General features: G+C 72.1%; 20 protein-coding genes and 2 pseudogenes. 15 read left to right on the top strand and 7 right to left on the bottom strand.

Translation table 11 applies throughout. From position 1 onward, the window contains the following. The first annotated feature begins 26 nt into the window (after positions 1-26). The 5 genes from Phou_RS32970 to Phou_RS32955 all read left to right on the top strand — a co-directional run bounded on the left by Phou_RS32970 (position 27) and on the right by Phou_RS32955 (position 4,821). Complete coding sequence (locus tag Phou_RS32970; RefSeq protein ID WP_173063423.1) at positions 27-377, top strand: hypothetical protein; 351 nt, start codon at positions 27-29, stop codon at positions 375-377. A gap of 857 nt (positions 378-1,234) precedes the next feature. After that, positions 1,235-1,672, top strand: a complete 438-nt coding sequence (locus Phou_RS32965; protein WP_173063420.1) for a hypothetical protein — start codon at positions 1,235-1,237, stop codon at positions 1,670-1,672. A 651-nt stretch (positions 1,673-2,323) separates the two neighbouring features. After that, on the top strand, positions 2,324-2,452 hold the full coding sequence (locus Phou_RS54660; RefSeq protein WP_281365105.1) for a hypothetical protein: 129 nt from the start codon (positions 2,324-2,326) through the stop codon (positions 2,450-2,452). 683 nt (positions 2,453-3,135) lie between these two features. Continuing rightward, positions 3,136-3,375: an SCO4226 family nickel-binding protein gene (locus tag Phou_RS32960; RefSeq protein WP_246274011.1), complete on the top strand. Its 240-nt coding sequence runs from the start codon at positions 3,136-3,138 to the stop codon at positions 3,373-3,375. 213 nt (positions 3,376-3,588) lie between these two features. Beyond that, positions 3,589-4,821, top strand: a complete 1,233-nt coding sequence (locus Phou_RS32955) for a PucR family transcriptional regulator (RefSeq protein ID WP_173063414.1) — start codon at positions 3,589-3,591, stop codon at positions 4,819-4,821. A 514-nt stretch (positions 4,822-5,335) separates the two neighbouring features. On the opposite strand, the gene Phou_RS53370 is transcribed toward Phou_RS32955, so the two are convergent. The 3 genes and pseudogenes from Phou_RS53370 to Phou_RS53365 all read right to left on the bottom strand — a co-directional run bounded on the left by Phou_RS53370 (position 5,336) and on the right by Phou_RS53365 (position 6,557). Beyond that, complete coding sequence (locus tag Phou_RS53370) at positions 5,336-5,701, bottom strand: endo-1,4-beta-xylanase (protein ID WP_246274115.1); 366 nt, start codon at positions 5,699-5,701, stop codon at positions 5,336-5,338. A 128-nt stretch (positions 5,702-5,829) separates the two neighbouring features. Next, positions 5,830-5,955 (bottom strand): annotated as a pseudogene (locus tag Phou_RS54655) (endo-1,4-beta-xylanase); the annotation flags it as partial. Beyond that, on the bottom strand, positions 5,913-6,557 hold the full coding sequence (locus Phou_RS53365; protein WP_281365104.1) for an endo-1,4-beta-xylanase: 645 nt from the start codon (positions 6,555-6,557) through the stop codon (positions 5,913-5,915). The pseudogene Phou_RS54655 and the gene Phou_RS53365, both read right to left, overlap by 43 nt. A gap of 166 nt (positions 6,558-6,723) precedes the next feature. Between Phou_RS53365 and Phou_RS32945 the strand changes: the two genes are divergently transcribed. Next, a complete protein-coding gene (locus Phou_RS32945) occupies positions 6,724-7,356 on the top strand; it encodes an HNH endonuclease family protein (protein ID WP_173063411.1) in 633 nt (210 codons plus the stop codon). Positions 7,357-7,401: 45 nt separating this feature from the next. Here Phou_RS32945 and Phou_RS32940 read toward each other — a convergent pair whose 3' ends face one another. Continuing rightward, positions 7,402-8,184 carry a DeoR/GlpR family DNA-binding transcription regulator gene (locus Phou_RS32940; protein ID WP_173063408.1) on the bottom strand — a complete coding sequence of 261 codons (783 nt, stop codon included), beginning with the start codon at positions 8,182-8,184 and terminating at the stop codon, positions 7,402-7,404. A 174-nt stretch (positions 8,185-8,358) separates the two neighbouring features. On the opposite strand from Phou_RS32940, the gene Phou_RS32935 reads away from it, so the two are divergent. The 9 genes from Phou_RS32935 (at position 8,359) to prfH (ending at position 17,292) form a co-directional block, all read left to right on the top strand. Continuing rightward, a complete protein-coding gene (locus tag Phou_RS32935; RefSeq protein WP_173063405.1) occupies positions 8,359-9,243 on the top strand; it encodes an SIS domain-containing protein in 885 nt (294 codons plus the stop codon). 29 nt (positions 9,244-9,272) lie between these two features. Beyond that, positions 9,273-10,595: an ABC transporter substrate-binding protein gene (locus Phou_RS32930; protein WP_173063402.1), complete on the top strand. Its 1,323-nt coding sequence runs from the start codon at positions 9,273-9,275 to the stop codon at positions 10,593-10,595. Positions 10,596-10,600: 5 nt separating this feature from the next. Then, entirely contained in the window at positions 10,601-11,548 is a 948-nt protein-coding gene (locus Phou_RS32925; protein WP_173063399.1) for a carbohydrate ABC transporter permease, read from the top strand. Beyond that, positions 11,548-12,384, top strand: coding sequence for a carbohydrate ABC transporter permease (locus Phou_RS32920; RefSeq protein WP_173063396.1), 837 nt, complete (start codon positions 11,548-11,550; stop codon positions 12,382-12,384). The genes Phou_RS32925 and Phou_RS32920 overlap by 1 nt, the downstream gene beginning before the upstream one ends. A 12-nt stretch (positions 12,385-12,396) precedes the next feature. Continuing rightward, positions 12,397-13,704 (top strand): alpha-glucosidase/alpha-galactosidase, encoded by a 1,308-nt coding sequence (locus tag Phou_RS32915; RefSeq protein ID WP_173063393.1) that lies wholly within the window; start codon positions 12,397-12,399, stop codon positions 13,702-13,704. Next, positions 13,704-14,630, top strand: coding sequence for a carbohydrate kinase family protein (locus Phou_RS32910; RefSeq protein ID WP_173063390.1), 927 nt, complete (start codon positions 13,704-13,706; stop codon positions 14,628-14,630). Before Phou_RS32915 ends, Phou_RS32910 begins: the two co-directional genes overlap by 1 nt. Further along, positions 14,630-15,454: a class II fructose-bisphosphate aldolase gene (locus Phou_RS32905; protein ID WP_173063386.1), complete on the top strand. Its 825-nt coding sequence runs from the start codon at positions 14,630-14,632 to the stop codon at positions 15,452-15,454. The genes Phou_RS32910 and Phou_RS32905 overlap by 1 nt, the downstream gene beginning before the upstream one ends. Positions 15,455-15,565: 111 nt before the next feature. Beyond that, complete coding sequence (locus Phou_RS32900) at positions 15,566-16,687, top strand: RNA ligase RtcB family protein (protein ID WP_173063383.1); 1,122 nt, start codon at positions 15,566-15,568, stop codon at positions 16,685-16,687. Continuing rightward, complete coding sequence (gene prfH / locus Phou_RS32895; RefSeq protein ID WP_173063380.1) at positions 16,684-17,292, top strand: peptide chain release factor H; 609 nt, start codon at positions 16,684-16,686, stop codon at positions 17,290-17,292. Before Phou_RS32900 ends, prfH begins: the two co-directional genes overlap by 4 nt. Positions 17,293-17,520: 228 nt before the next feature. Here prfH and Phou_RS51460 read toward each other — a convergent pair whose 3' ends face one another. The 3 genes and pseudogenes from Phou_RS51460 to Phou_RS53355 all read right to left on the bottom strand — a co-directional run. Further along, on the bottom strand, positions 17,521-17,667 hold the full coding sequence (locus Phou_RS51460) for a hypothetical protein (RefSeq protein WP_218579308.1): 147 nt from the start codon (positions 17,665-17,667) through the stop codon (positions 17,521-17,523). After that, positions 17,652-19,130: a hypothetical protein gene (locus Phou_RS53360; protein WP_246274010.1), complete on the bottom strand. Its 1,479-nt coding sequence runs from the start codon at positions 19,128-19,130 to the stop codon at positions 17,652-17,654. Before Phou_RS53360 ends, Phou_RS51460 begins: the two co-directional genes overlap by 16 nt. 92 nt (positions 19,131-19,222) lie before the next feature. Next, positions 19,223-19,414, bottom strand: a pseudogene (locus Phou_RS53355) (TPM domain-containing protein); the annotation flags it as partial. Between the last annotated feature and the right edge of the window lie 120 nt (positions 19,415-19,534).

Below are 19,534 nucleotides of genomic sequence, written 5' to 3'. Positions count from 1 at the left end.
GATGGAGACCGCGTTGACGAGCACTGATGTTCGTCAACGTTCTCGGCGACCTGGCGGCAGGCCACGCACGCGCAATGGCGTCCATCGCGGCGCGGAAAAGGCTCGGTTCGATTCGTTCAACTCTGTGGTCGACGCTGATCTGGCCTGAATGCTGTGGCGCCTTTCCTGCGCGGAACAGGCTGCAATGCGGTGGCTTCGTCACCGACCGGCGTACGGGCACGCACGGCCTCGGTGAAGGTGCGAGGGTGTCGATTGGCGTCACCCCGGTGACTGGCCGGGAGGAGTCAAGATCTCCCATGGCCGGAACCCTGGCCATCGAGGCGACCGCAGACCTCCCGAAGCCCGCATACGGAGTGCGCAGCGGCGGCAACACATAGGACGCGAGGAGCGCCTTGTTGAGATCCCCGGCCGCATGCGGCCGGGGATCTTCTACGTCCAGGCCCGTCAAAACTACTTTCGAAGGCGCGCGAACGTTGCTGTCCCAGGGTCAGTGGTGGATCAACGTGTGGGCAGGCGTACCGGTTACGGCGGCCCATGTTGGCCGCCCTCGACTCGCTACGACGCAATCCGTGGCTGTGTCGCCGGTCCGCCCACACCCCTCCCCTGTCGATCAACGCCGGAGCGCCAGCGGCTCCAGCTGGACAGCGAACACAACAGCATCAAGAGACGCTAGGGAGTAGGGGAGAAAGTATGTGGAGTTTGGCGGCCAAAGGACCAGATGTCCAAATCGGAGGCTTCCCGGAAATGAGTACCTGTCGCCGACGAAGCGTGAGAGAATCGATATCCCTCGCAGAGGATTAACAGCAAAGCCGAATGGATTTGGATTTCGTAATGAAGAACCGTCGACGACGTGTAAGCGTTCAGCAACATCGCGAGAAGAAGACGCAAGACCTGCGCCGGCGGATGTCAAAGGTGGATAGGGTTGGCCGTAAGGTCCGTCCTACCGTCGAGGCGTACGAGCGGGTTGCCAGCAAGAATGCGAAAAAGCTAGCGCAGACGTTGATAGCTCGTCATACGCTCCGAATAGACGCCCTCCAGAGGATTGAAGATTACCTACGCATACCCATCCTTTCGGCACTAGCGCCTATCACTATTCTTGACTTGGCTCTGACCCATCTAGGAGCCTCCACGAGACGGTCGCCTGCCGCATATATAGGCGGATGGGTAGATCACCTTGCGTGGGGAGTCGACAGCGCCATTACGGTCGTTCGCGTCGGGGCGCAGGGAGATTGATGTGGCGATTGCGATTTCGATCGTAAGCGTAATGGTTGCCTGCTTGAGTCTTACTTGGACTGTCTGGACGTGGCTATCTGGGCGACGCACCAAGCTCAGACTTGAGATTTTGGCCGGCGACGTTCCTGATGGGACTGTGTGGGCAATTGAGTGTGTATGCATAAATGACAGTAATCACCGCGTCTACATTCGTGGAGTCTATATTGAGCTGGACCGCTCGGATCCGCTCGAAATCGTCCACATGTTTGCCGGAAAGAATCGCATCAAAACCGCCGAGCTTGAACCGGGTCAAGAGGTTTCATTTTTCTTTCCTGGAGAGGAAATCGCAACAAAGTATGACCTGAATGGTCTTGCGTTCGTCGCCCGAACCACTCGGGGGCAGTGCGCTTTTCGCCAGATACTGACTTGGAATACACCGCCGCTATCATGGCTGTACTAGATCGTGGAGGTGAGGACGGCGTTCGAGAGGATGAACTGGGGCAAAGAATCGATGAGCAGATTGTTGAATGGACCCTCAAGCGAATGGTGCGCGCTGGCTTAGTGCAGGAGATTCCAGGGCTGGAGGGGCAGCCTGAGCGGTACCGACGGACGCAGCCTTTGAAACCCCGCCGCCAGCCGCCGAAAAGTCGCCTAGAACGGCTACGAACGCGCCTTCTGTTTTGGAAGAAGTGACCAACGCTATTTTAATAGGGCATGCTACCTCGTGGCATCCTGGTTGCAGGGCGAGTTACCTGGACGCCACTACTCGTCTCGTTCTCCATCCGCCCATCCTGGAGTCGGAGATCCCCGCCGGAGGCTTCTTCTTGTGGGTGAGTCCGGCCGTAGTCCGGTCCTCCTTGTTCTTCTGCCCCCGTGCGCTTGCCTGTTCTCAAGGCGGCCCTGGGCTTCTTTGCTATATGGGTCAACGCGCCGCCGGCGGGGCTATCACCGCAGGGTGCCCGCCGTGCGCTTGCGCTAAGGCGGGCGGGGTCCCCGAGCGGCGCCCCCTGTAGGGCGGCCCCTGGTCGGCGGCGCGAGCGGCCCGCGGAGCGGGCCGCCTTGATTCCGAGCGCGAGCGAGCCACCGGCCGTCGCGCGGTGCCCGCCGGAGCATGCGATCCGCAGGTCCTGGCTGGCGCACCCGCCCGAACTGGTCGGAGACGAACGCGTCGCTGAACCCCGCCGCCGACGGCGCGGGCCGCAACCCGCGCGTGCAGGCCGCCGCTTCGGTGCGGCGGTAGCCGGCGTAGATGGCGTCGCCGACCAGTGCGGCGCCGCTGGCGGCGGCCGGCCGCGACCAGGTCGGCGGTGTGCCGTCGCCGCCCGCGGTGCCCGTCGCCCGGCTCACTCCCACCGGCCACCAGTCGCCCCGCCAGCTCGCGGCCGGCGGCGGCCACCGCCGCGTCGGTCGAGGAGCGGAGCGGGCGGGCGAGGCCCACACGGACTCCGCCGGCGCCCTCGGCGTCGCGGAAGAAGCCCCGAAGCACACGACGGTGTACCCGCCCGCCGCTCGATCTCCGCCAGCAGCCGCTTGTCGCCCCGGCGGCTCACGGCCAGAAGGAGCAGGTGCCCTGCGCCCTCCCGCGCCGCGCGGCCAGCGCCGGTCGGCGAGCGCGAGCAGGTCACCCGCCCCCAAGGACCGGCGAGACGCCCACCCCGCTCATGACCGCGAAGCCACGGTTCGGCCCGTGCGGGAGGGCGAAGATCCATATTACGCCGATATGCAGCTCCGCGTCTGATTTGCCGGATCAACGCCTGGATGTCGGTCGCCTCGACAAAACTTGAAAACCGGCGCCAGGTCGGATGCCCGACGCTCGACCGGCTGCCGGCGGCGACCGTGGAAGGCGACAGGCAACCAGAAGACGACAGGCAGGCAGAACGCGACAAGCAAGCGGCACGAAAGGGAAATCCAATGGGGACGTTCATGGATGTACACAGTGGCTTCGTCGGCGTCACCGCCGACCAGCTGAAAGAGGCGCACGAGGCCGACCAGGCGATCGAGGCGGAGGAGGGCGTCCACTTCGAGCGCGCCTGGCTGGACCCGGAGTCCGGCAAGGTCTTCTGCCTCTCGACCGCGCCCAGCCGCGAGGCCGTCATGCGGATCCACGAGCGGGCCGGGCACCCGACGACCGAGGTCTACGAGGTGCCGATCCAGGTCGCGTAGCGGCGGCCGGACCCGACGGGTGATCCTGCCGTTGCGGGGCGGCAGGATCACCACTTCTCGATAGTGGACGGACCGCCACGCGTGCGATCCCGGTGAGAATGATCATCTGGGTGGGACACTTGCGCGGGCGGCGGATGGCGTCGAGGGTAGGGAACCGGCGGTACGCCGACGGGTTGGGGCCGCCATGCGGGCCACAAACCGGTCGGGAGCGGCATGAACCTGGAGCTGCAAGGCATCGTCGACACGATGGCGGCGCGGGTCGGCCGGCCGGCGCTGATCGAGGATCGGCGGCACCGGGTCGTCGTGTACAGCGAGCACACCGGCACCATGGACGACGTCCGCCGCAGCTCGATCCTCCGCCGCCACACCACGCCCGAGGTCATCTCGTGGTTCCGCGGCTTCGGCATCATGAAGGCCCGCGCGCCCGTGCGCATCCCCGCCTGCCCCGAGCTGGACCTGCTGCCCCGCCTCTGCGTGCCGATCGTGCACGGCGACCGGCTGCTGGGGTACGTGTGGTTCATCGAGGCCGACAGCGGCATGAGCGAAGCCGACATCGACGTGGTCACGCGCGCGACCAGCGACCTGTCGCTCGCGCTCTACCGGGAAAACCTGCTCGGCGAGCTGGCCGCGCAGCGCGAGGCGGAAGCGGCCCGCAGCCTGCTCTCCGACAACCAGGGCACGCGCGAGGAGATGGTGCGCTCGCTGCAGGCCGACGGCCTGGTCACCGCCGACGGCCCGGCCACCGCCATCGTCGCCCAGCTCGTCCCGGCCCGCGGGCAGGTGCTCGACGAGGACGCCGGGATCGCCCTGGAGCAGGTCCTCGTCGCCACCCGCCGCTGGATCGGCGTGCGCGACGCGCTCCACCTGCTCCGCCACGAGCAGGGCGTCCTGCTCGTCCGCGGCGGCCAGGTCGGCGGCCGCCCGTCCGCCGAGGCGGCCGCCGGCTACCTGCGCGGCGCGCTGCGCAACGTGATCGACGACCTGCCCGAGGTGTCCCGCGTGGTGGTGGGCATCGGCGCGCAGCGGCCGAGGCTGGCCGACGCGATCCACTCGTACGACGAGGCCGTCCAGTCGGCCCGCGTCGGCGTGCAGCTGCCCGCGCTGGGACCGCTGATCTCCTGGTCGAACCTCGGCATCTACCGGATGCTGTCCCAGATGGACGGTCGCCACCTGGACGTGGCCACCATCCACCCCGGCCTGCACCGCCTGCTCGGCGACGACGCCAACCACGTCCTGCTGGGGACGCTGGAGGTCTACCTCGACCTGGCCGGCAACGCACACGCCACCGCCGAACGGCTGCGCCTGCACCGCACCACGCTCTACTACCGCCTGCACCGCGTGGAGCAGCTCGCCGAGACCGACCTCAAAGACGGCAACGAACGCCTCTGCCTGCACCTCGCCCTCAAGCTCGCCCGCCTCAACGGCGCCTACGACCCGAACCCGTAGGACCCTTTTAAGCGGATATACCCCGGTCCGCGTCACCTGCGGACCGCATGCTCCCGCGGGCACCGCTACGGCCGGCGGCTCGCTCGCGCTCGCCGACTTCCCCGGCCTCCGCTGCCGGCTCCGCGCGCCAAGCCCGACCGTCGCCGCCGCCACATCCGCCAGGATGTCATCCCCGCCGCTCACGGTTCGCGGTCGGGTGCCGGGCTTGCGCGCGCTGCCGGCCTGCTTGTTCCGCGCCATCGTCCGCCTCCATCCGTCCGGTGCTCACAGGCTATGAACGGGGCGGCGGTCTCCACTTCTCGAATCCTGACCGATCGGGGTGGGGTGAGGCGGAGGCTGCGGGCCGTCATCGTCCACAAGCGACGCTACGTCGGAGCCGTGCTCGCCGGTTGGGCGACGGCGACGCAGCCGGCCGGGCGGGCCGGGCGCCCGCAGTGGCGGTCCCGGCGGCGCCGGCGGACGAGCCGGTGATGACAGTGTGGAGGATGAGCAGCCGCGCGCCCGGGTCACCGTCTCAGACGGCGAGGGTTACGGGGATCGTCCGCGGGGTCGGGGTGATGGTGAACGGCAGGGTGTGGCCGTCCGCGGTGAGGGAGTACTCGCCGTGGAAGCCGCTGACCGTCAGCGTGCCGTCCGCTGTCGTGCGCATCGGCGTGGGCTTGAGCCACCACTCGCCGTTGATGAGCGCGTCAAGCGCCTCGTACGCGGGCTTCGGGCTGCCGTCCTTGCGTACCAGGCCCGCCGGCGCGCCGAGCCAGGCGCCCTCGTCGGTGATGCCCCAGTAGTTGATGGACTGGACGGCGGGATGGGCGACCAGCGAGCGGTAGTGGCGCGTGATGTCGTCCGCCTGCCGGGCCTCGCCCTCGGCGTCGTGGGCCACTCGGGGATCTGGTAGTCGTTGAGGTCCACGATCTCGGGTGGCATGAGGTGGCCGGAGACGAGCGTGGTCTCGGTCATGTGCAGCGGCAGGCCGTACCGGGCGAACCGGTCCAGCGTGTGCCACATCGCCTCCTCGCCCCGGTACCCCTGGTGCATGTGGGTCTGCAGCCCGATGGCGTCGATCCGGACGCCGGCCTCCAGCACGCCCTCGATCAGGCACTCGTAGGCGGAGCTGAGGTCGAAGTCGTTGAGCACCAGCGTCGCCGACGGGTTGGCGGCGCGCGCCTCCTCGAACGCCATGCGCACCATGTGGATCCTCCCCGGGCGCGGGCGAGCGGGGTGATCGCGTTGTCCCCGTTGTCGAAGACGGGCATGATGACCGCCTCGTTGATGGCGTCCCACAGGTCGATGAGACCGGCGAACCCGCCGACCACGTCGCGGATACGGGCGCGCTGCAGCCGTTCCACCTCGTCGAGGTCGAGGCCGAGCAGCCACTCCGGCTGCACCGTGTGCCAGACGAGCGGGTGGCCCTTGACGGTGACGCCGCGCTCGGCGAACCACCGCGCCGTCCGCGCGAGCCGCTCGGCGTCCGGGGAGCCGCGCCGCGGCTCGTAGCCGCCCCAGTAGAACGGCAGCGTCGCGGTGTTGAAGAGCCGGAGCCACAGGGCGCCCAACCGGTCCAGGGCGGCGACGTCCGCGCCGCCGACCAGGTCGACGAAGTCGAACCCGATGTTGCCGAACGCGAACGCGTGCCGCTGCTGCGCCACCGTCACGTCCCGCTCGGCCAGCGGGCGGCCGTCGGGTCCGGCCACGGTGAGCGTGACCTCGCCGACGCGGTGCTCCAGGGTGTCCGACACAGTGCTCCTCCTCCGCCTGGCCGTTGATTTTCACACGACGTTCACGCGGCCGTATCGGCGCAGGTGGGCTTCATGCTAATAAATCTGACATTGATCTATGTATCCACGTCGCGTCCCCTGCCGGAACACCCCCGTCCGGCCGCGCCGCGGATAGTCAGGAGTCCACATGGCTCGCGTGTTCAAGGCTGGCGCCGCCACCCTCGGCGCCATCGCCGCGCTGCTCGCGCTGACCGCCACACCGGTCCGCGCGACCCCGCCGAACATCCCGTCCGCCAGCACCGCGGCGAGCCGCCTCGCCACGCTCACCGTCGCGGCCGAGTCGCACCAGTCCAGCTACAACCGCGACCTCTTCCCGCACTGGATCACGATCACCGGCTCGTGCAACACCCGCGAGCAGGTGCTCAAGCGGGACGGCACCGGCGTCGCCGTCGACAGCAGCTGCTACCCCACGTCGGGCTCGTGGCGCAGCCCGTTCGACGGCGCCACCTGGACCAACCCCGCGGACGTCGACATCGACCACATGGTGCCCCTCTCCGAGGCGTGGGCGTCGGGCGCCTGGGCGTGGACCACGTCGCGGCGGCAGACGTACGCCAACGACCTCGGCGGACCCGAGCTGTGGGCGGTGACCGACAACGTCAACCAGGCCAAGGGTGACCAGGACCCCGCCACCTGGCAGCCGCCGCTGGCCTCGTTCCGCTGCACGTACGCGCGGGCCTGGATCCAGGTCAAGTACTACTACAACCTCAGCGTCGACAGCGCGGAGAAGAGCGCGCTGAACGGCATGCTCGGCACCTGCTGACCCCCGGCACGAAAGGTAGCGGGTCCGGCCGCCGGCCGGACCCGCTCAGGCGTCGGCGATGACGATCTCCGTGCCGCCGCGCCGGATGGCGTCCAGCGCGGCCGGGTCGGCCGAGGAGTCGGTGATCAGCTCGGAGACCTCGGTGACCGAGCACATGCGGGCGAGGTAGATCTGCCCGATCTTCGATCCGTCGGCCACGACCATCACCCGGTCGGCCCGCGCGATCATCGCCGCGTTGGTGTGCGCCTCGATCTCGTCGTGGGTGGTGAGGCCGCCGCGGGCGGAGATGCCGTCGACCCCGATGACCGCCACCCCGATGTTGAGCCCGGCGAGCGCGCGGTCGGCGAGGGGACCCACCAGCTCGTACGACTGGGTGCGGCTCACCCCGCCCGTCATGATCAGCTTCAGCCGGGGGCGGAGGGCGAGGTCGACGGCGATGTTCAGCGCGTTGGTCACCACCGTCAGGTCGAACCGCTCGGCGACCAGCCGGGCCACCTCGTACGTCGTCGTGCCCCCGGTGAAGCCGATGGTCAGCGGCCCGTGCGGCAGCCGGGAGACGGCGCACCGCGCGATCGCCCGCTTCTGGTCGCGGTGCTGGCCGCCCCGGTAGAGCACGGGCAGCTCGTACGCCACGTCGGCGGTCACCGCGCCGCCGTGGGTGCGGGACAGCAGCTTCTGGTCCTCGAGCATCTGCAGGTCGCGGCGGATCGTCGCGGCCGAGACCCGGAACTCGCCGGCGAGCCGCCCGGCGTCGACCGAGCCGTCCTGCGCGAGGCGCTCCAGGATGCCGCTGACCCGGTCGGCGCGGCGGAGGGTGCTTCGGGCCATGGGTGTCGCTCGCTTTCGGCCGGCTCATGGCGTGCGCGAAACGCACACGATCGCAAATCGTAACCTGCGCGTTCGGCCACCGGTGCCCACGATGTCGTCCAAACGCGCAACCCAGAATGCGCGCATGCACGCGAAGTCTTGTTCTTCGCTCACCGCCGCGCATAGTTTCCCGCCATGACAGCGACCGCGGCGGAGATCGCCAGCCAGCCGGACACCTGGCAGACCGCGTTGGGCCAGGTCGACGCGTTCCGGGACGCCCTCGCCGCGCCCGGCGAGCGGGTCCTCGCGATCGGGTGCGGCACCTCGGCGTTCGTCGCGCAGTCCTACGCGAAGCTGCGCGAGGAGGCCGGGGTCGGCGAGACCGACGCCGCGTACGCCAGCGAGCTGCCGGCCGGCCGCCGCTACGACCGGGTCGTGGCAATCACCCGGTCCGGCTCCACCACGGAGATCCTCACCGCGCTGCGCGCGCTGCCGGCCGGCACCCGGCGGGTGGTGGTCACGGCGGTCGACGGCGAGGCCGTCGACGCGCTGGCCGACGAGCGGCTCGTCCTCGGCTTCGCCGACGAGGCGAGCGTCGTGCAGACCCGCTTTCCGACAACGGTGCTGGCCGGCGCCCGCGCCGCACTCGGCCACCCGCACGGCCAGCTGATCCACGATGGACGGTCGGCGGTCGCGATGCCACTGCCCGCCGACCCCTCAGCGTTCGACCACTTCGTCTTCCTGGGTACCGGCTGGACCGTCGGCCTGGCGCACGAGGCCGCCCTCAAGGTGCGCGAGGCGGCGCAGGCCTGGTCCGAGTCGTACCCCGCGATGGACTTCCGCCACGGCCCGGTCGCGGTCGCCACCGCGCGCAGCCTCGTCTGGGTCTTCGGCTCCGTGCCCGAGGGCATCACCGAGACCGCGGCGGGCGCCGGCGCGACCGTCCACCACGAACCCTCCCGCGACCCGCTCGCCCAGCTCGTGCTCGCACAGCGCCTGGCGCTCGAGCTCGCGCGGAGTCGCGGTCTCGACCCCGACCACCCGCGACTGCTCACCCGGTCGGTGGTGCTCGCCCCCTAGAAGTCGGTCCCGACATGAGCGAGGTTGGCATGAGACACGATGTCCGGCGCGCGTTCGCCGCAGGTATATCCGCCCTGGTCCTCGCTCTCGCGGGATGCACCTCGGGCGCGCCCGAGGACGACGGCAAGGACGCCGCCGAGGGCTACGACCCCAACGCCAAGGTGACCCTCACCTGGTGGACCGGCCAGTCGGCCGAGGCGCAGAACATCCTGGAGGGGCTGGCCAAGGAGTACCAGGCCCTGCACCCCAACGTGACCCTCAACGTGTCGTCCGGCGCCGCCACCACGGACGAGCTGCTCACCAAGCTGTCGGCCGGCTTCACCAGCGGCACCTACCCGGACATCTCGTACGCGTACGGCAGCTGGGCCACCGAGCTCGGCCAGAGCGGCCGCACCCAGGACCTCAAGGCCTTCGTCGCCGAGCCGGCGACGGCGTGGGAGGAGATCCCGCCGGCCGCGCGGGCGACGGCCACCGTCGAGGGCCGGGTGATCGGCGTGCCCGCGCTGGTGGACAACCTCGGCCTCATCTACAACAAGAAGCTCTTCGACGCCGCCGGCCTGCCCCACCCGACCGACGACTGGTCGTGGGACGACTTCCGGGCCGCCGCGAAGAAGCTCACCGACCCCTCGAAGAACATCTACGGCACCGCGTACTCGGTCTCCGGCAGCGAGGACACCACCTGGCACCTGTGGCCGCTGCTGTGGCAAAAGGGCGGCAGGATTCTGGACCCCGGCGGCGCGCCCGCGTTCAACTCCGACGCCGGCGTGGCCGCCCTGGAGTACCTGCGCCAGCTCGCCGTCGTCGACAAGTCGATGTACCTGGACCAGACCGACGAGAAGTACGCGCCGCTGTTCTACTCCGGCAACGTCGGCATGATCATCTCCGGGCCGTGGGTGCTGTACGACCTCAAGGAGCAGAAGGTCGACTACGGCGTCTCGTTCCTGCCCGGCTTCGACGGCAACCACGAGACGGTCTCCGGCCCCGACCTGTGGGTGCTGCTCGACCACGAGGACCCCAACCGGGCCGGCGCCGCCCGCGACTTCGTCCGCTGGCTCACCAGCAAGGAGATCGACGCCAAGTGGAACCTGACGTTCGGCAACCTCCCGCTGCGCTCCTCCGAGCAGGGCACGCCGGAGTTCGCCGCGTACGTCAAGGAGTACGCGCCCGGTGCCCAGAAGTTCTTCGACAACCTCGCCAACGCCAAGCAGCCCCGGCCCACCGTGACCGGGTACGTGGAGATGTCCCGCTACGTCGGTGAGGCCATCTCGAAGGTGCTGCAGGGCGCCGCCGAGCCGAAGGCGGCCCTCGACGACGCCGCGCAGCGGGCCAAGCCGGCGCTGGAAGACCGGTAGCCCCGATGGTCCCGTCCACACTGGAGGCTCCGCGCACCCGCACGGGGAGTGCGCGGAGCCTCCGAACCCACCGGTGGCGCCGCACGGCGGGGCGGGCGGCGACCGGCTGGGCGTTCGCCGGCCCCGGGACCTTGCTGGTCGTCGGCCTGTCGATCTTCCCGGCGGTGTGGGCGTTTCTCATCTCCCGCACCCGGTGGAACGGCATCGCGCCGGCCCGCGACCTCGGCTGGGGCAACTACCAGCGGATGGTCGAGGACCCGGAGCTTTGGGAGTCGGTACGCCACACACTGCTGCTGACCGCGCTGTTCGTACCGTCGTCGATCGCCTTCGGCCTGGTGGTGGCGATCGCGTTGAGCCAGCCGATCCGGCTGATCCGCTTCTACCGCACCTGCATCTTCGTGCCGTTCGTCGCCTCCGCGGCGGCGACCGGCATCCTGGCCGGGTACGTGTTCAACCCGCAGTTCGGCAGCGCGAACGAGCTGCTGCGCCGCCTCGGCCTGCCCGCGCAGCAGTTCCTGGAAGACCCGCGGCAGGTGCTCGTGGTGATCTGCCTGATCGCGCTGTGGGGGCAGGTCGGCTTCGTCGCGGTCATCTACCTCGCCGCGCTGCAGGACATCCCCAAGGACCTGGTCGAGGCGGCCACAGTGGACGGTGCCAGCCGCTGGCAGGTCTTCTGGCACGTGACCGTGCCGGCGCTGCGGCCGGTCACCGTCTTCACCGGCGTGTGGCAGACCATCACCGTGCTCCAGCTCTTCGACCTGGTCTTCACCACCACCCGCGGCGGGCCGCTCAACGCCAGCCAGACGGTCGTCTACTACGTGTACGAGCTGGCCTTCCAGACCCAGCGCTACGGCTACGGGTCCGCGGTCGCGTACGGCCTGTTCGCGTTCACGATGCTGCTCACCGTCGCGATGATCCTGTACTCCCGCCGGGCGAAGGTGGAGGCGTTCTGATGGCTGCCACGGTCAAGCGTCGACGCCTGCCCTTCAGCCCGTGGCACCTGCTGCTGATGCCGCTGTCGCTCACCTTCGCGCTGCCGCTGCTGCAGATGGTGCTCACCTCGTTCATGACCGCGGCCGACATCAACCGCTTCCCGCCCCGGCTCATCCCCACCCAGCTGAGCCTCGCCGGCTACCAGGCGCTGTTCGCCGAGTCGCAGATCCTGCGGTGGCTGGCCAACACGGTGGTCGTCGCGGCCATCTCGATCGTCGGGCACCTGGTGCTCTGCTCGCTGGCCGGGTACGGCTTCGCGCGGCTGCGCTTCCCCGGCCGCACCCTCGGCTTCTTCGCGATGGTCGCGACCGTGATGGTGCCGATCCAGCTGCTGATGATCCCGACCTTCCTGATGTTCAGCCGCCTCGGCATCGCCAACACGCTCGCCGCCGCGTTCGTGCCGTGGCTGGCCTCCGCGTTCGGCATCTTCCTGATGCGGCAGTTCTTCCTGTCCCTGCCCCGGGAGCTGGAGGAGGCGGCGCGGCTCGACGGCTGCGGCACGTTCGGCGCGTTCCGGCGGATCGTGCTGCCGCTGGCCAAGCCCGCCCTCGCGACGCTCGCCGTCTTCACCCTGCTGGGCTCCTGGAACGACCTCGTGTGGCCGCTGATCGCCATCAGCGACGAGCGCTGGTACACGCTCCAGGTCGGGCTGACCTCGTTCCAGGGCACCCGGCGCACCCAGTTCGAACTCTTGATGGCCGGAAACGTCGTGGCCACGATGCCGCTGCTGATCGGGTTCGTGCTCGCGCAGCGGTGGTTCGTCGCCTCGATGACGTTCACCGGCCTGAACCGCTGACGGAGGGATCTCGTGGCGAACATCGTGTTTCTCGGCGCGGGCAGCGTGGTCTTCACCCGCGAGCTGCTCGCCGACATCTTCGGGTTTCCCGAGCTGACCGGCGCGCGGATCGTGCTGCACGACATCGACCCGGAGCGGCTGGAGACCGCGGAGGCACTCGCGCGGCGGATCGCCGACCACTTCGGCGCGCGGCCGACCATCGTGTCCACACTGGACCGCCGGGCCGCGCTGGACGGCGCCGACTACGTCGTCAACGCGATCCAGGTCGGCATGTACCCGGCGACGCAGCGCGACTTCGAGGTGCCCGCGCGCTACGGCCTGCGGCAGACGATCGGCGACACGATCGGCGTGGGCGGCATCTTCCGGGGCTTGCGGACGTTTCCGGTGCTGGCCGGCATCGCGGCGGACATGGCGCAGCTGTGTCCCGACGCGTGGCTGCTCAACTACACCAACCCGATGGCCATGAACGTCACCTACCTCGCCGCCGTCGCGCCCCGGCTCAAGGTCCTCGGGCTGTGCCACTCGGTCTACTGGACGGTGCAGGGGCTCTGCGAGATCGTCGACGTACCGTACGAGGAGGTCACGTACCACAGCGCCGGCGTCAACCACCAGGCCTGGATCCTGCGCTGGGAGCGAGACGGCACCGACCTGTACCCGTTGCTGGACAAGGCGGTCGCGGCCGACCCGGAGCTGCGCCGGCGGGTGCGCGTGGACATGTACCGCCGGCTCGGCCACTACCCGACGGAGACCAGCGAGCACTCCGCCGAGTACGTGCCCTGGTACCTCGGCCACGACGAGGAGATCGCCCGGCTGCGCATCCCGGTCGGCGACTACCTGCGGGTCAGCGAGGAAAACCTCGCCGAGTACGCGGCCTGCCGGCGCGCGGTCGCCGACGGCACCGCCCTCGACATCGAGCGGGACACCACCGAGTACGCGCCGCAGGTGATCCACAGCCTGGAGACGGGTACCACGCGGCGCATCGTCGTGAACATCGCGAACCGTGGGCACGTCACCAACCTTCCGGACGGTTTCGCGGTCGAGGTGCCGTGCACGGTGGACGGCGTGGGCGTCCTGCCGGAGAAGGTCGGCGCGCTGCCGGCGCAGTGCGCGGCGGTCAACCGCCCGTACGTCAGCGTCGGCGAGCTCACCGTCGCCGCCGCGGTCACCGGTGACCCGCGGCTGGTGCGCCAGGCGGCGATGGTCGACCCCAACGCGGCGGCCAACCTCACGCTGGACCAGATCTGGGCGCTCTGCGACGACCTCACCCGCGCGCACGGCGACCTGCTGCCCGAACCCCTGCGCGCGGCGGTGCCGCTCTGATGTTCGACCTGCTCGTGGTCGGCGACGCCAACCCGGACGTCGTGCTGACCGGCGTGCCGAGGCCGATCCCGTTCGGGCAGCGCGAGCGGCTGGTGGACGGCGCCGCGCTGACGATCGGCGGCTCCGGGGCGATCACCGCCTGCGGCGCGGCCCGGCTCGGCCTGCGCACCGCGTTCGTGGGGCGGGTCGGCGACGACGCGGCCGGCCGGTACATGCTGTCCGCGCTGGCCAACCGCGGTGTCGACGTCAGCGGCTGCGTGGTCGACCCGGCCACGCCGACCGCGATGACCGTGGTGCTGGCCGACGGCGAGGACCGGGCGATCCTCACCTACCCCGGCTGCCTGCCCCTGCTCTCGGTCGCCGACGTCGCGCCCAGCATCTCCGCGCGGCACGTGCACGCCAGCTCGTACTTCCTGCAGCCGCGCCTCGCCGCCGGCCTGCCGGACTGGTTCGCCGGCCTCCGCCGCGGCGGCGTGACCACCTCGCTGGACACCAACGACGACCCCGCCGGCGCGTGGGACGGCGGCGTGGGCGCCGCCATCGCGCAGGCCGACGTCCTGCTGCCGAACGAGGTTGAGGCGCTCGCGCTGGCCCGCCGCGACGACGTGGCGTCGGCCGGGAAGGCGCTCGCCGCCTCGGCCGGGCTGGTCGTGGTCAAGCGCGGCGGCGAGGGCGCCGTGGCCTGGCGGGACGGCGCCCCGGTCGGCGTCCCCGGCCTGCCGGCCCGGCCGGTCGACACGGTCGGCGCCGGCGACAGCTTCGACGCCGGTTTCCTGGCCGGCTGGCTGGGCGGCCGCGACCTGGCGGCCAGCCTCCGCCTGGCGGCCGCCTGCGGGGCGCTGTCCACGCGCGCGGCCGGCGGCACGGCGGCGCAACCGACGATGGCCGAGGCACTCGCCGCCGCCGGCCTGGACGAGGAGGACTGATGGCGCTCGTGCCGACGGCGGAGCTGGTCAAGGCCGCGCCGGTGTGCGCGTTCAACGTGATCACGCTGGAGCACGCCGAGGCCGTCGTGGCCGGTGCCGCCCGGGCCGGCCGCCCGGTGATCCTGCAGGTCAGCGAGAACGCTGTCCGCTTCCACGGCGGCCGCCTCGCGCCGCTGTCCGCCGCGTCCCGGATCGTCGCGGAGGAGGCGGAGGTCGACGTCGCCCTCCACCTCGACCACGTGGTGACCGAGCGGCTGTGGCGGGCGGCTCCGGAGCACGGCTTCGGCTCGTTCATGGTGGACGCCTCCCGACTGTCCTATGCGGACAACGTCGCCGCGACCCGCGCCGCGGCCGACTTCGGGCACGCGCACGGCCTGTGGGTGGAGGCGGAGCTGGGCACGATCGGCGGCAAGGCCGGCGACCCGCACGCTCCGGGCGCCCGCACGGACCCGGCCGAGGCCGCCGCCTACGTCGCGGACACCGGCGTGGACGGGCTGGCCGTCGCGGTGGGGTCGCAGCACGCGATGACGAGCCGCGACGCGGCGCTGGACCACGAGCTGATCGCCGCGCTGCGGGCGGCGGTACCGGTGCCGCTGGTCCTGCACGGCTCGTCGGGCGTCGGCGACGGCGAGCTGCGCCGCGCGGTGGCCGGCGGCATCCGGAAGGTCAACGTGGGCACGGCGCTGAACCTGGCGTACACGGGCGCGGTCCGCGCGGGGTCCGGCACGCACACGGACCCACGCCGGTACCTGGCGCCGGCCCGCGACGCGATGGCCGAGGCGGTCGCCGCCTACCTCAGGACGGTCGCGGCCGCCGAGGGGTAGGTAATTCGCTTGCCGGCGCGGTGCCGGTGCGCGACCGTGTACTCCATGACGTTCTGACGGAGAGCACCCGCACCGGTCCCCCGCCTTCCCCAGCGAAGAGAGAGCGTCGTCTTGTCTGCCCCCACCTCGGGCGTTGCCACCGTCACCGTGTTCGCCGCGGCGAGCAGCTGGATCGAGTCCGACGCCGTCGCGCAGTGCCACCAGGTCGCCGCGCTCGACGGCATGCGCCACGTCGCCGGCATGCCCGACCTGCATCCCGGCAAGGGCGCGCCGATCGGCGCCGCGATGAGCTCCACCGTGCTGTACCCGTTTCTCGTCGGCTCGGACATCGGCTGCGGCATCGCGGTCTTCCCGATCCGGCTCAAGCGCGCCGTGCCGGAAAAGCTCGCCGCCCGCTTCCCCGACCTGGACGTGCCGCTCGACCCGGAGCGGGACGCCGGCGACCCGGCGTGGGACGCCGCCGGCGGCGACATCCCGGCCGGCCACCTCGACGGGCTCGGCACGGTCGGGCGCGGCAACCACTTCGTGGAGCTTGCCCGCGTCGACACCGTCCTGGCGGCGGACCACGCGCACCGGGTCGGCGTCGCCGCCGGCGACCTGGTGCTCATCGTCCACAGTGGCTCGCGCGGCCTCGGCGAGCGGATCCTCCGGGCACACACCGAGGTACACGGCGCCGGGCCCGCTGCCGACCCGGCGGCCTACCTCGCGGCGCACGACGAGGCCGTGGCGTGGGGCTCGCTCAACCGCCGGCTGATGGCCGCCCGGGTCGCGTACGCGCTGGGCGCCGAGCCCACCGAGCCGGTCGTCGACGTGTGCCACAACCTCGTCGAGGTGCGCGCCGGGACGTACCTGCACCGCAAGGGCGCGGCACCGGGCGACGGCCGCGACGTGCTGGTGGCCGGTACCCGCGGCACCCGCTCGTACCTGGTGGCCGGGCACGCCGGGCCGGAGGCCAACCACTCGGTGGCGCACGGAGCGGGGCGCAAGATGTCCCGGGCGGACGCGCTGCGCCGGGGGCGGGCCAAGCACACGGTCGAGGAGCTGCGCCGCACCCCGCTGGGGTCGCTTGTCGTGTGCGGCGACCGGCAGCTGCTTTTCGAGGAGGCGCCGACCGCGTACAAGCGGATCGAGCAGGTGGTCGGCGACCTCACCGACCACGGCCTGGCGACGCCGGTCGCCACCACGGTGCCGCTCGTCACGTACAAGACCGCCGCCGCGGCGCGCCGCCGATGAGCCCGCACCTGCTGCTGTCCGCCGGCCGCGGTCCGCGCGAGTGCGCGTGGGCGCTGGCCCGGCTGGCCGGCCGGCTGGAGTCGGAGGCGGCACGGCGGCGGGTCGCCACCCGCCGGGTCGAGGTGGTGGCGGGCGACCGGCCGGGCACGTACCGCTCGATCCTGCTGGAGCTCGCCGGCGACGGCGCCGAGGCGTTCGCCGCCACCTGGACCGGGACGCTGTGCTGGCAGGCGCCCAGCCCGTACCGCAGCGGCGCCGGCCGGAAGAACTGGTACGTGACCGCCCAGCGCTGCGAGGTCGGCGCGCCCCGGACCGTCTTCGCCGAGTCCGATGTGGACATCGTGGCGTGCCGCACCGGTGGGCCGGGCGGCCAGCACCGCAACAAGGCCAGCACCGCGGTCCGCGCCACCCACCGTCCTACCGGGACGGTCGTGGTGGTCGACACCGAGCGGCAGCTCAGCCTGAACCGGAGCATCGCGTTGCGCCTGCTCCGCGAGCGCCTGGCGCGCGGCGACGAGCGGGCCGGCCGGGAGGTCGTCACCGCGCGGTGGCGCATCCACGACCAGCTCGTGCGCGGCGACGCTGTCCGCGTGGAGCGCCCCTAGCGCGCTGGCCACCAGCCTTCACCGGGTGACCGACGGCCTTCGGCGGCTGGTCACCCGTGCCGGCGAAGCCGGCCAAGGTTGGTGGCCGCCGCGCCCAAGCGGGCCTCCGGGGCGGCCGACGTCAGAGCCGCGCGACCCGGCCGGTGCCGACGCCGAACTCCAGCGCCGCGCCGCCGCCGGCCAGCTCCGCCAGGTGGCGGACGGTCGACGGTGGCGCATCGCCCCGGGTTAGAACCGGCCGCCGCCGGTGCGCCGGGAGCGGCTGCCGCTGCCACCGAACCCGCCGCCGCGGAAGCCGCCGCCGCCCCAGCCGCGGGAGCGGCCGCCACCGCCGCCGCCGGACAGGATGCCGCCGAGGATCATGCCGAGCAGCACGTCGGTACCGCCGCCACCGCCCCCGATGCCGCCGATGCCCGGTGGCGACCATTGGTCCACGTTGGACTGTGCGGCCCGGCCGGCCTCGGCGGCGAGCTGGCCGGCCCGCTGCGCCTCGGGCAGCGCGGCGGCCGGGTCGGCGGCGGCCAGTGCCTCGGCGCGGGCGAGGTGCTGCTGTGCCTGCGCGAGCCAGGCGCGGGGCTGGCTGGCCACGGCACCCCGCCGCGTGGCGATGAAGTCAGCGGCGGCGGAGACCTCGGCGCGGGCGGTGACCAGGGCGTGGTCGAGCATCGCCCGGGCCCGCGCGGCCCGTTCGGCGGCGTCGCGCACCTCGGCCAGGGCCCGGTCGAGCGCGGCGTCCGCCTCCTCCAGCCGCGCGGTCGCGGCGAGCGGGTCGGTCGCGGGCGCGGCGGCCGCCTCGCGGGTCGAGGCCAGCACCTGCTCGGCGCCGGCGATCGCGGCGGCCAGGGCGGGGTGCCCGGCTGCGCGGCGCGGGCGGCGGCGAGGTCGGACTCGACCTCGGCGACGAGGGCGTCGATGCCGGAGCGGGCCGCGTCCAGGTCGCTTCGTCCACGCTCGACGGCGTCGAGCAGGGTCTCGGCCTGGCCGAGCGCCTCCTCGGCGGCGCGTACCGCGAGCGCCGCGCGGGGGCGGTCGCCGGCCGTGACCGCCTCGGTGGCCTGCCCGGCCACCGAGCCGGCGAACTCCAGCCGCTGCCGGGCCTGGTCGACGTTGCCGGCGATCGCGGTGGCCACCGGGCCCACGTACCGGCCGCGGACCGCGTCGAGGGCGGCGCCGGCGGCCGGGATCCGCGCCTCGACGGCCGCCCGCCGCCCGGCCAGCTCGGCCGCCTCCGCCTCGACCCGCGCCTCCAGGTCGCGCAGCGCGTCGAACGCCTCCGACTCCGCGTCGAGCCGGCCGTCCGCCGCGGTACACCGCCGGATGATCTCCTCGAGCGTGCCCCGGCGGGTCGCCTCGTCCGGGCCGGGTGTCTCGTCGAGCGTCATCCGCAGCCGGAACGCCTCGGCCACGTCCTGGCGGGCGCTGTCCAGCGCCGCCGTGTACGACGCGGTCGCCTCGGCGCCGTACCGCCCGGTGGCGAGGCTCAGCTCCTGCTCGCTGGCGCGCAGGTCGTTGTCGAGCTCGACCAGCAGGTCGTTGGCCCGGGTGGTCAGCTCCGCGGTGCTGGGGCCGGCCGGCACCGCCGCGGGGCGGGGGCGGCGGCGCCGCAGCAGCCACACGACGAGGACCACGCCGCCGGCGACGAGCAGCAGGCAGAGCGCCCCGCCGATCCACGCGCCGGCCCCGCCACCCCCGCCGCCGGGGTCCGCCTCGCCGGGCTGGATCCGCGGGCTGGGCACCGGCTCGCCGGCCAGCACCGCCCGGTACCCGTCGGCGGCGGCGACGGCCGCGCCGGCCCAGTCGTTCGCCGACAGCGCCGGCTCGATCGCGACGGTGGCCACGACGTCGAGCTGGGTGTCGGTGAGGGGAACTGGGTGTCGAAGGCGTACGCGTACGACCTGTCGTGCGTGGCCACGGCGAGGACCGCGTCGCGCAGGCCGAAGTCGCTGCGGGTGGCCGTCTCGTCCGCCCACCGCTGCGCGGGCGTGCCGTCGAACGAGCGCACGTACACGACGAAGAGCTGGAGCCCCGCGTCCGCCCGCAGGCGGTCGAGGGCGGCCGTGACCTCGGCCTCGCGCCCGTCCAGGGCGCCCACCTCGTCGGTGACCTGGCCGGCCAGGCGCATCGGACCGTCGGCCCGGGCCGGGCCGGGGACCGCGAGCCCGCCGGCGAGCAGGGCCAGGACGGCGGCGGCGAGAGCCCGGGCCGGGCGCAACATCAACGGCACCGGGACAGGCTATGCCGC

The organism is Phytohabitans houttuyneae, assembly GCF_011764425.1.
Lineage (GTDB): Bacteria > Actinomycetota > Actinomycetes > Mycobacteriales > Micromonosporaceae > Phytohabitans > Phytohabitans houttuyneae.
Note: the sequence above shows the minus strand (reverse complement) of the source record. Positions and strands in the feature narration are given on the sequence as shown.

What these genes read in the sequence shown, in the direction of transcription:
- Phou_RS32945 (WP_173063411.1), top strand. Translation starts at nt 6,724, where the DNA reads ATGGCTCGCGTGTTCAAGGCTGGCGCCGCCACCCTCGGCGCCATCGCC.
- Phou_RS32925 (WP_173063399.1), top strand. Translation starts at nt 10,601, where the DNA reads ATGGTCCCGTCCACACTGGAGGCTCCGCGCACCCGCACGGGGAGTGCG.
- Phou_RS32930 (WP_173063402.1), top strand. Translation starts at nt 9,273, where the DNA reads ATGAGACACGATGTCCGGCGCGCGTTCGCCGCAGGTATATCCGCCCTG.
- Phou_RS32960 (WP_246274011.1), top strand. Translation starts at nt 3,136, where the DNA reads ATGGATGTACACAGTGGCTTCGTCGGCGTCACCGCCGACCAGCTGAAA.
- Phou_RS32910 (WP_173063390.1), top strand. Translation starts at nt 13,704, where the DNA reads ATGTTCGACCTGCTCGTGGTCGGCGACGCCAACCCGGACGTCGTGCTG.
- Phou_RS32955 (WP_173063414.1), top strand. Translation starts at nt 3,589, where the DNA reads ATGAACCTGGAGCTGCAAGGCATCGTCGACACGATGGCGGCGCGGGTC.
- Phou_RS32970 (WP_173063423.1), top strand. Translation starts at nt 27, where the DNA reads ATGTTCGTCAACGTTCTCGGCGACCTGGCGGCAGGCCACGCACGCGCA.
- Phou_RS32940 (WP_173063408.1), bottom strand. Translation starts at nt 8,184, where the DNA reads ATGGCCCGAAGCACCCTCCGCCGCGCCGACCGGGTCAGCGGCATCCTG.
- Phou_RS32920 (WP_173063396.1), top strand. Translation starts at nt 11,548, where the DNA reads ATGGCTGCCACGGTCAAGCGTCGACGCCTGCCCTTCAGCCCGTGGCAC.
- Phou_RS32935 (WP_173063405.1), top strand. Translation starts at nt 8,359, where the DNA reads ATGACAGCGACCGCGGCGGAGATCGCCAGCCAGCCGGACACCTGGCAG.
- Phou_RS32905 (WP_173063386.1), top strand. Translation starts at nt 14,630, where the DNA reads ATGGCGCTCGTGCCGACGGCGGAGCTGGTCAAGGCCGCGCCGGTGTGC.
- Phou_RS54660 (WP_281365105.1), top strand. Translation starts at nt 2,324, where the DNA reads ATGCGATCCGCAGGTCCTGGCTGGCGCACCCGCCCGAACTGGTCGGAG.
- prfH (WP_173063380.1), top strand. Translation starts at nt 16,684, where the DNA reads ATGAGCCCGCACCTGCTGCTGTCCGCCGGCCGCGGTCCGCGCGAGTGC.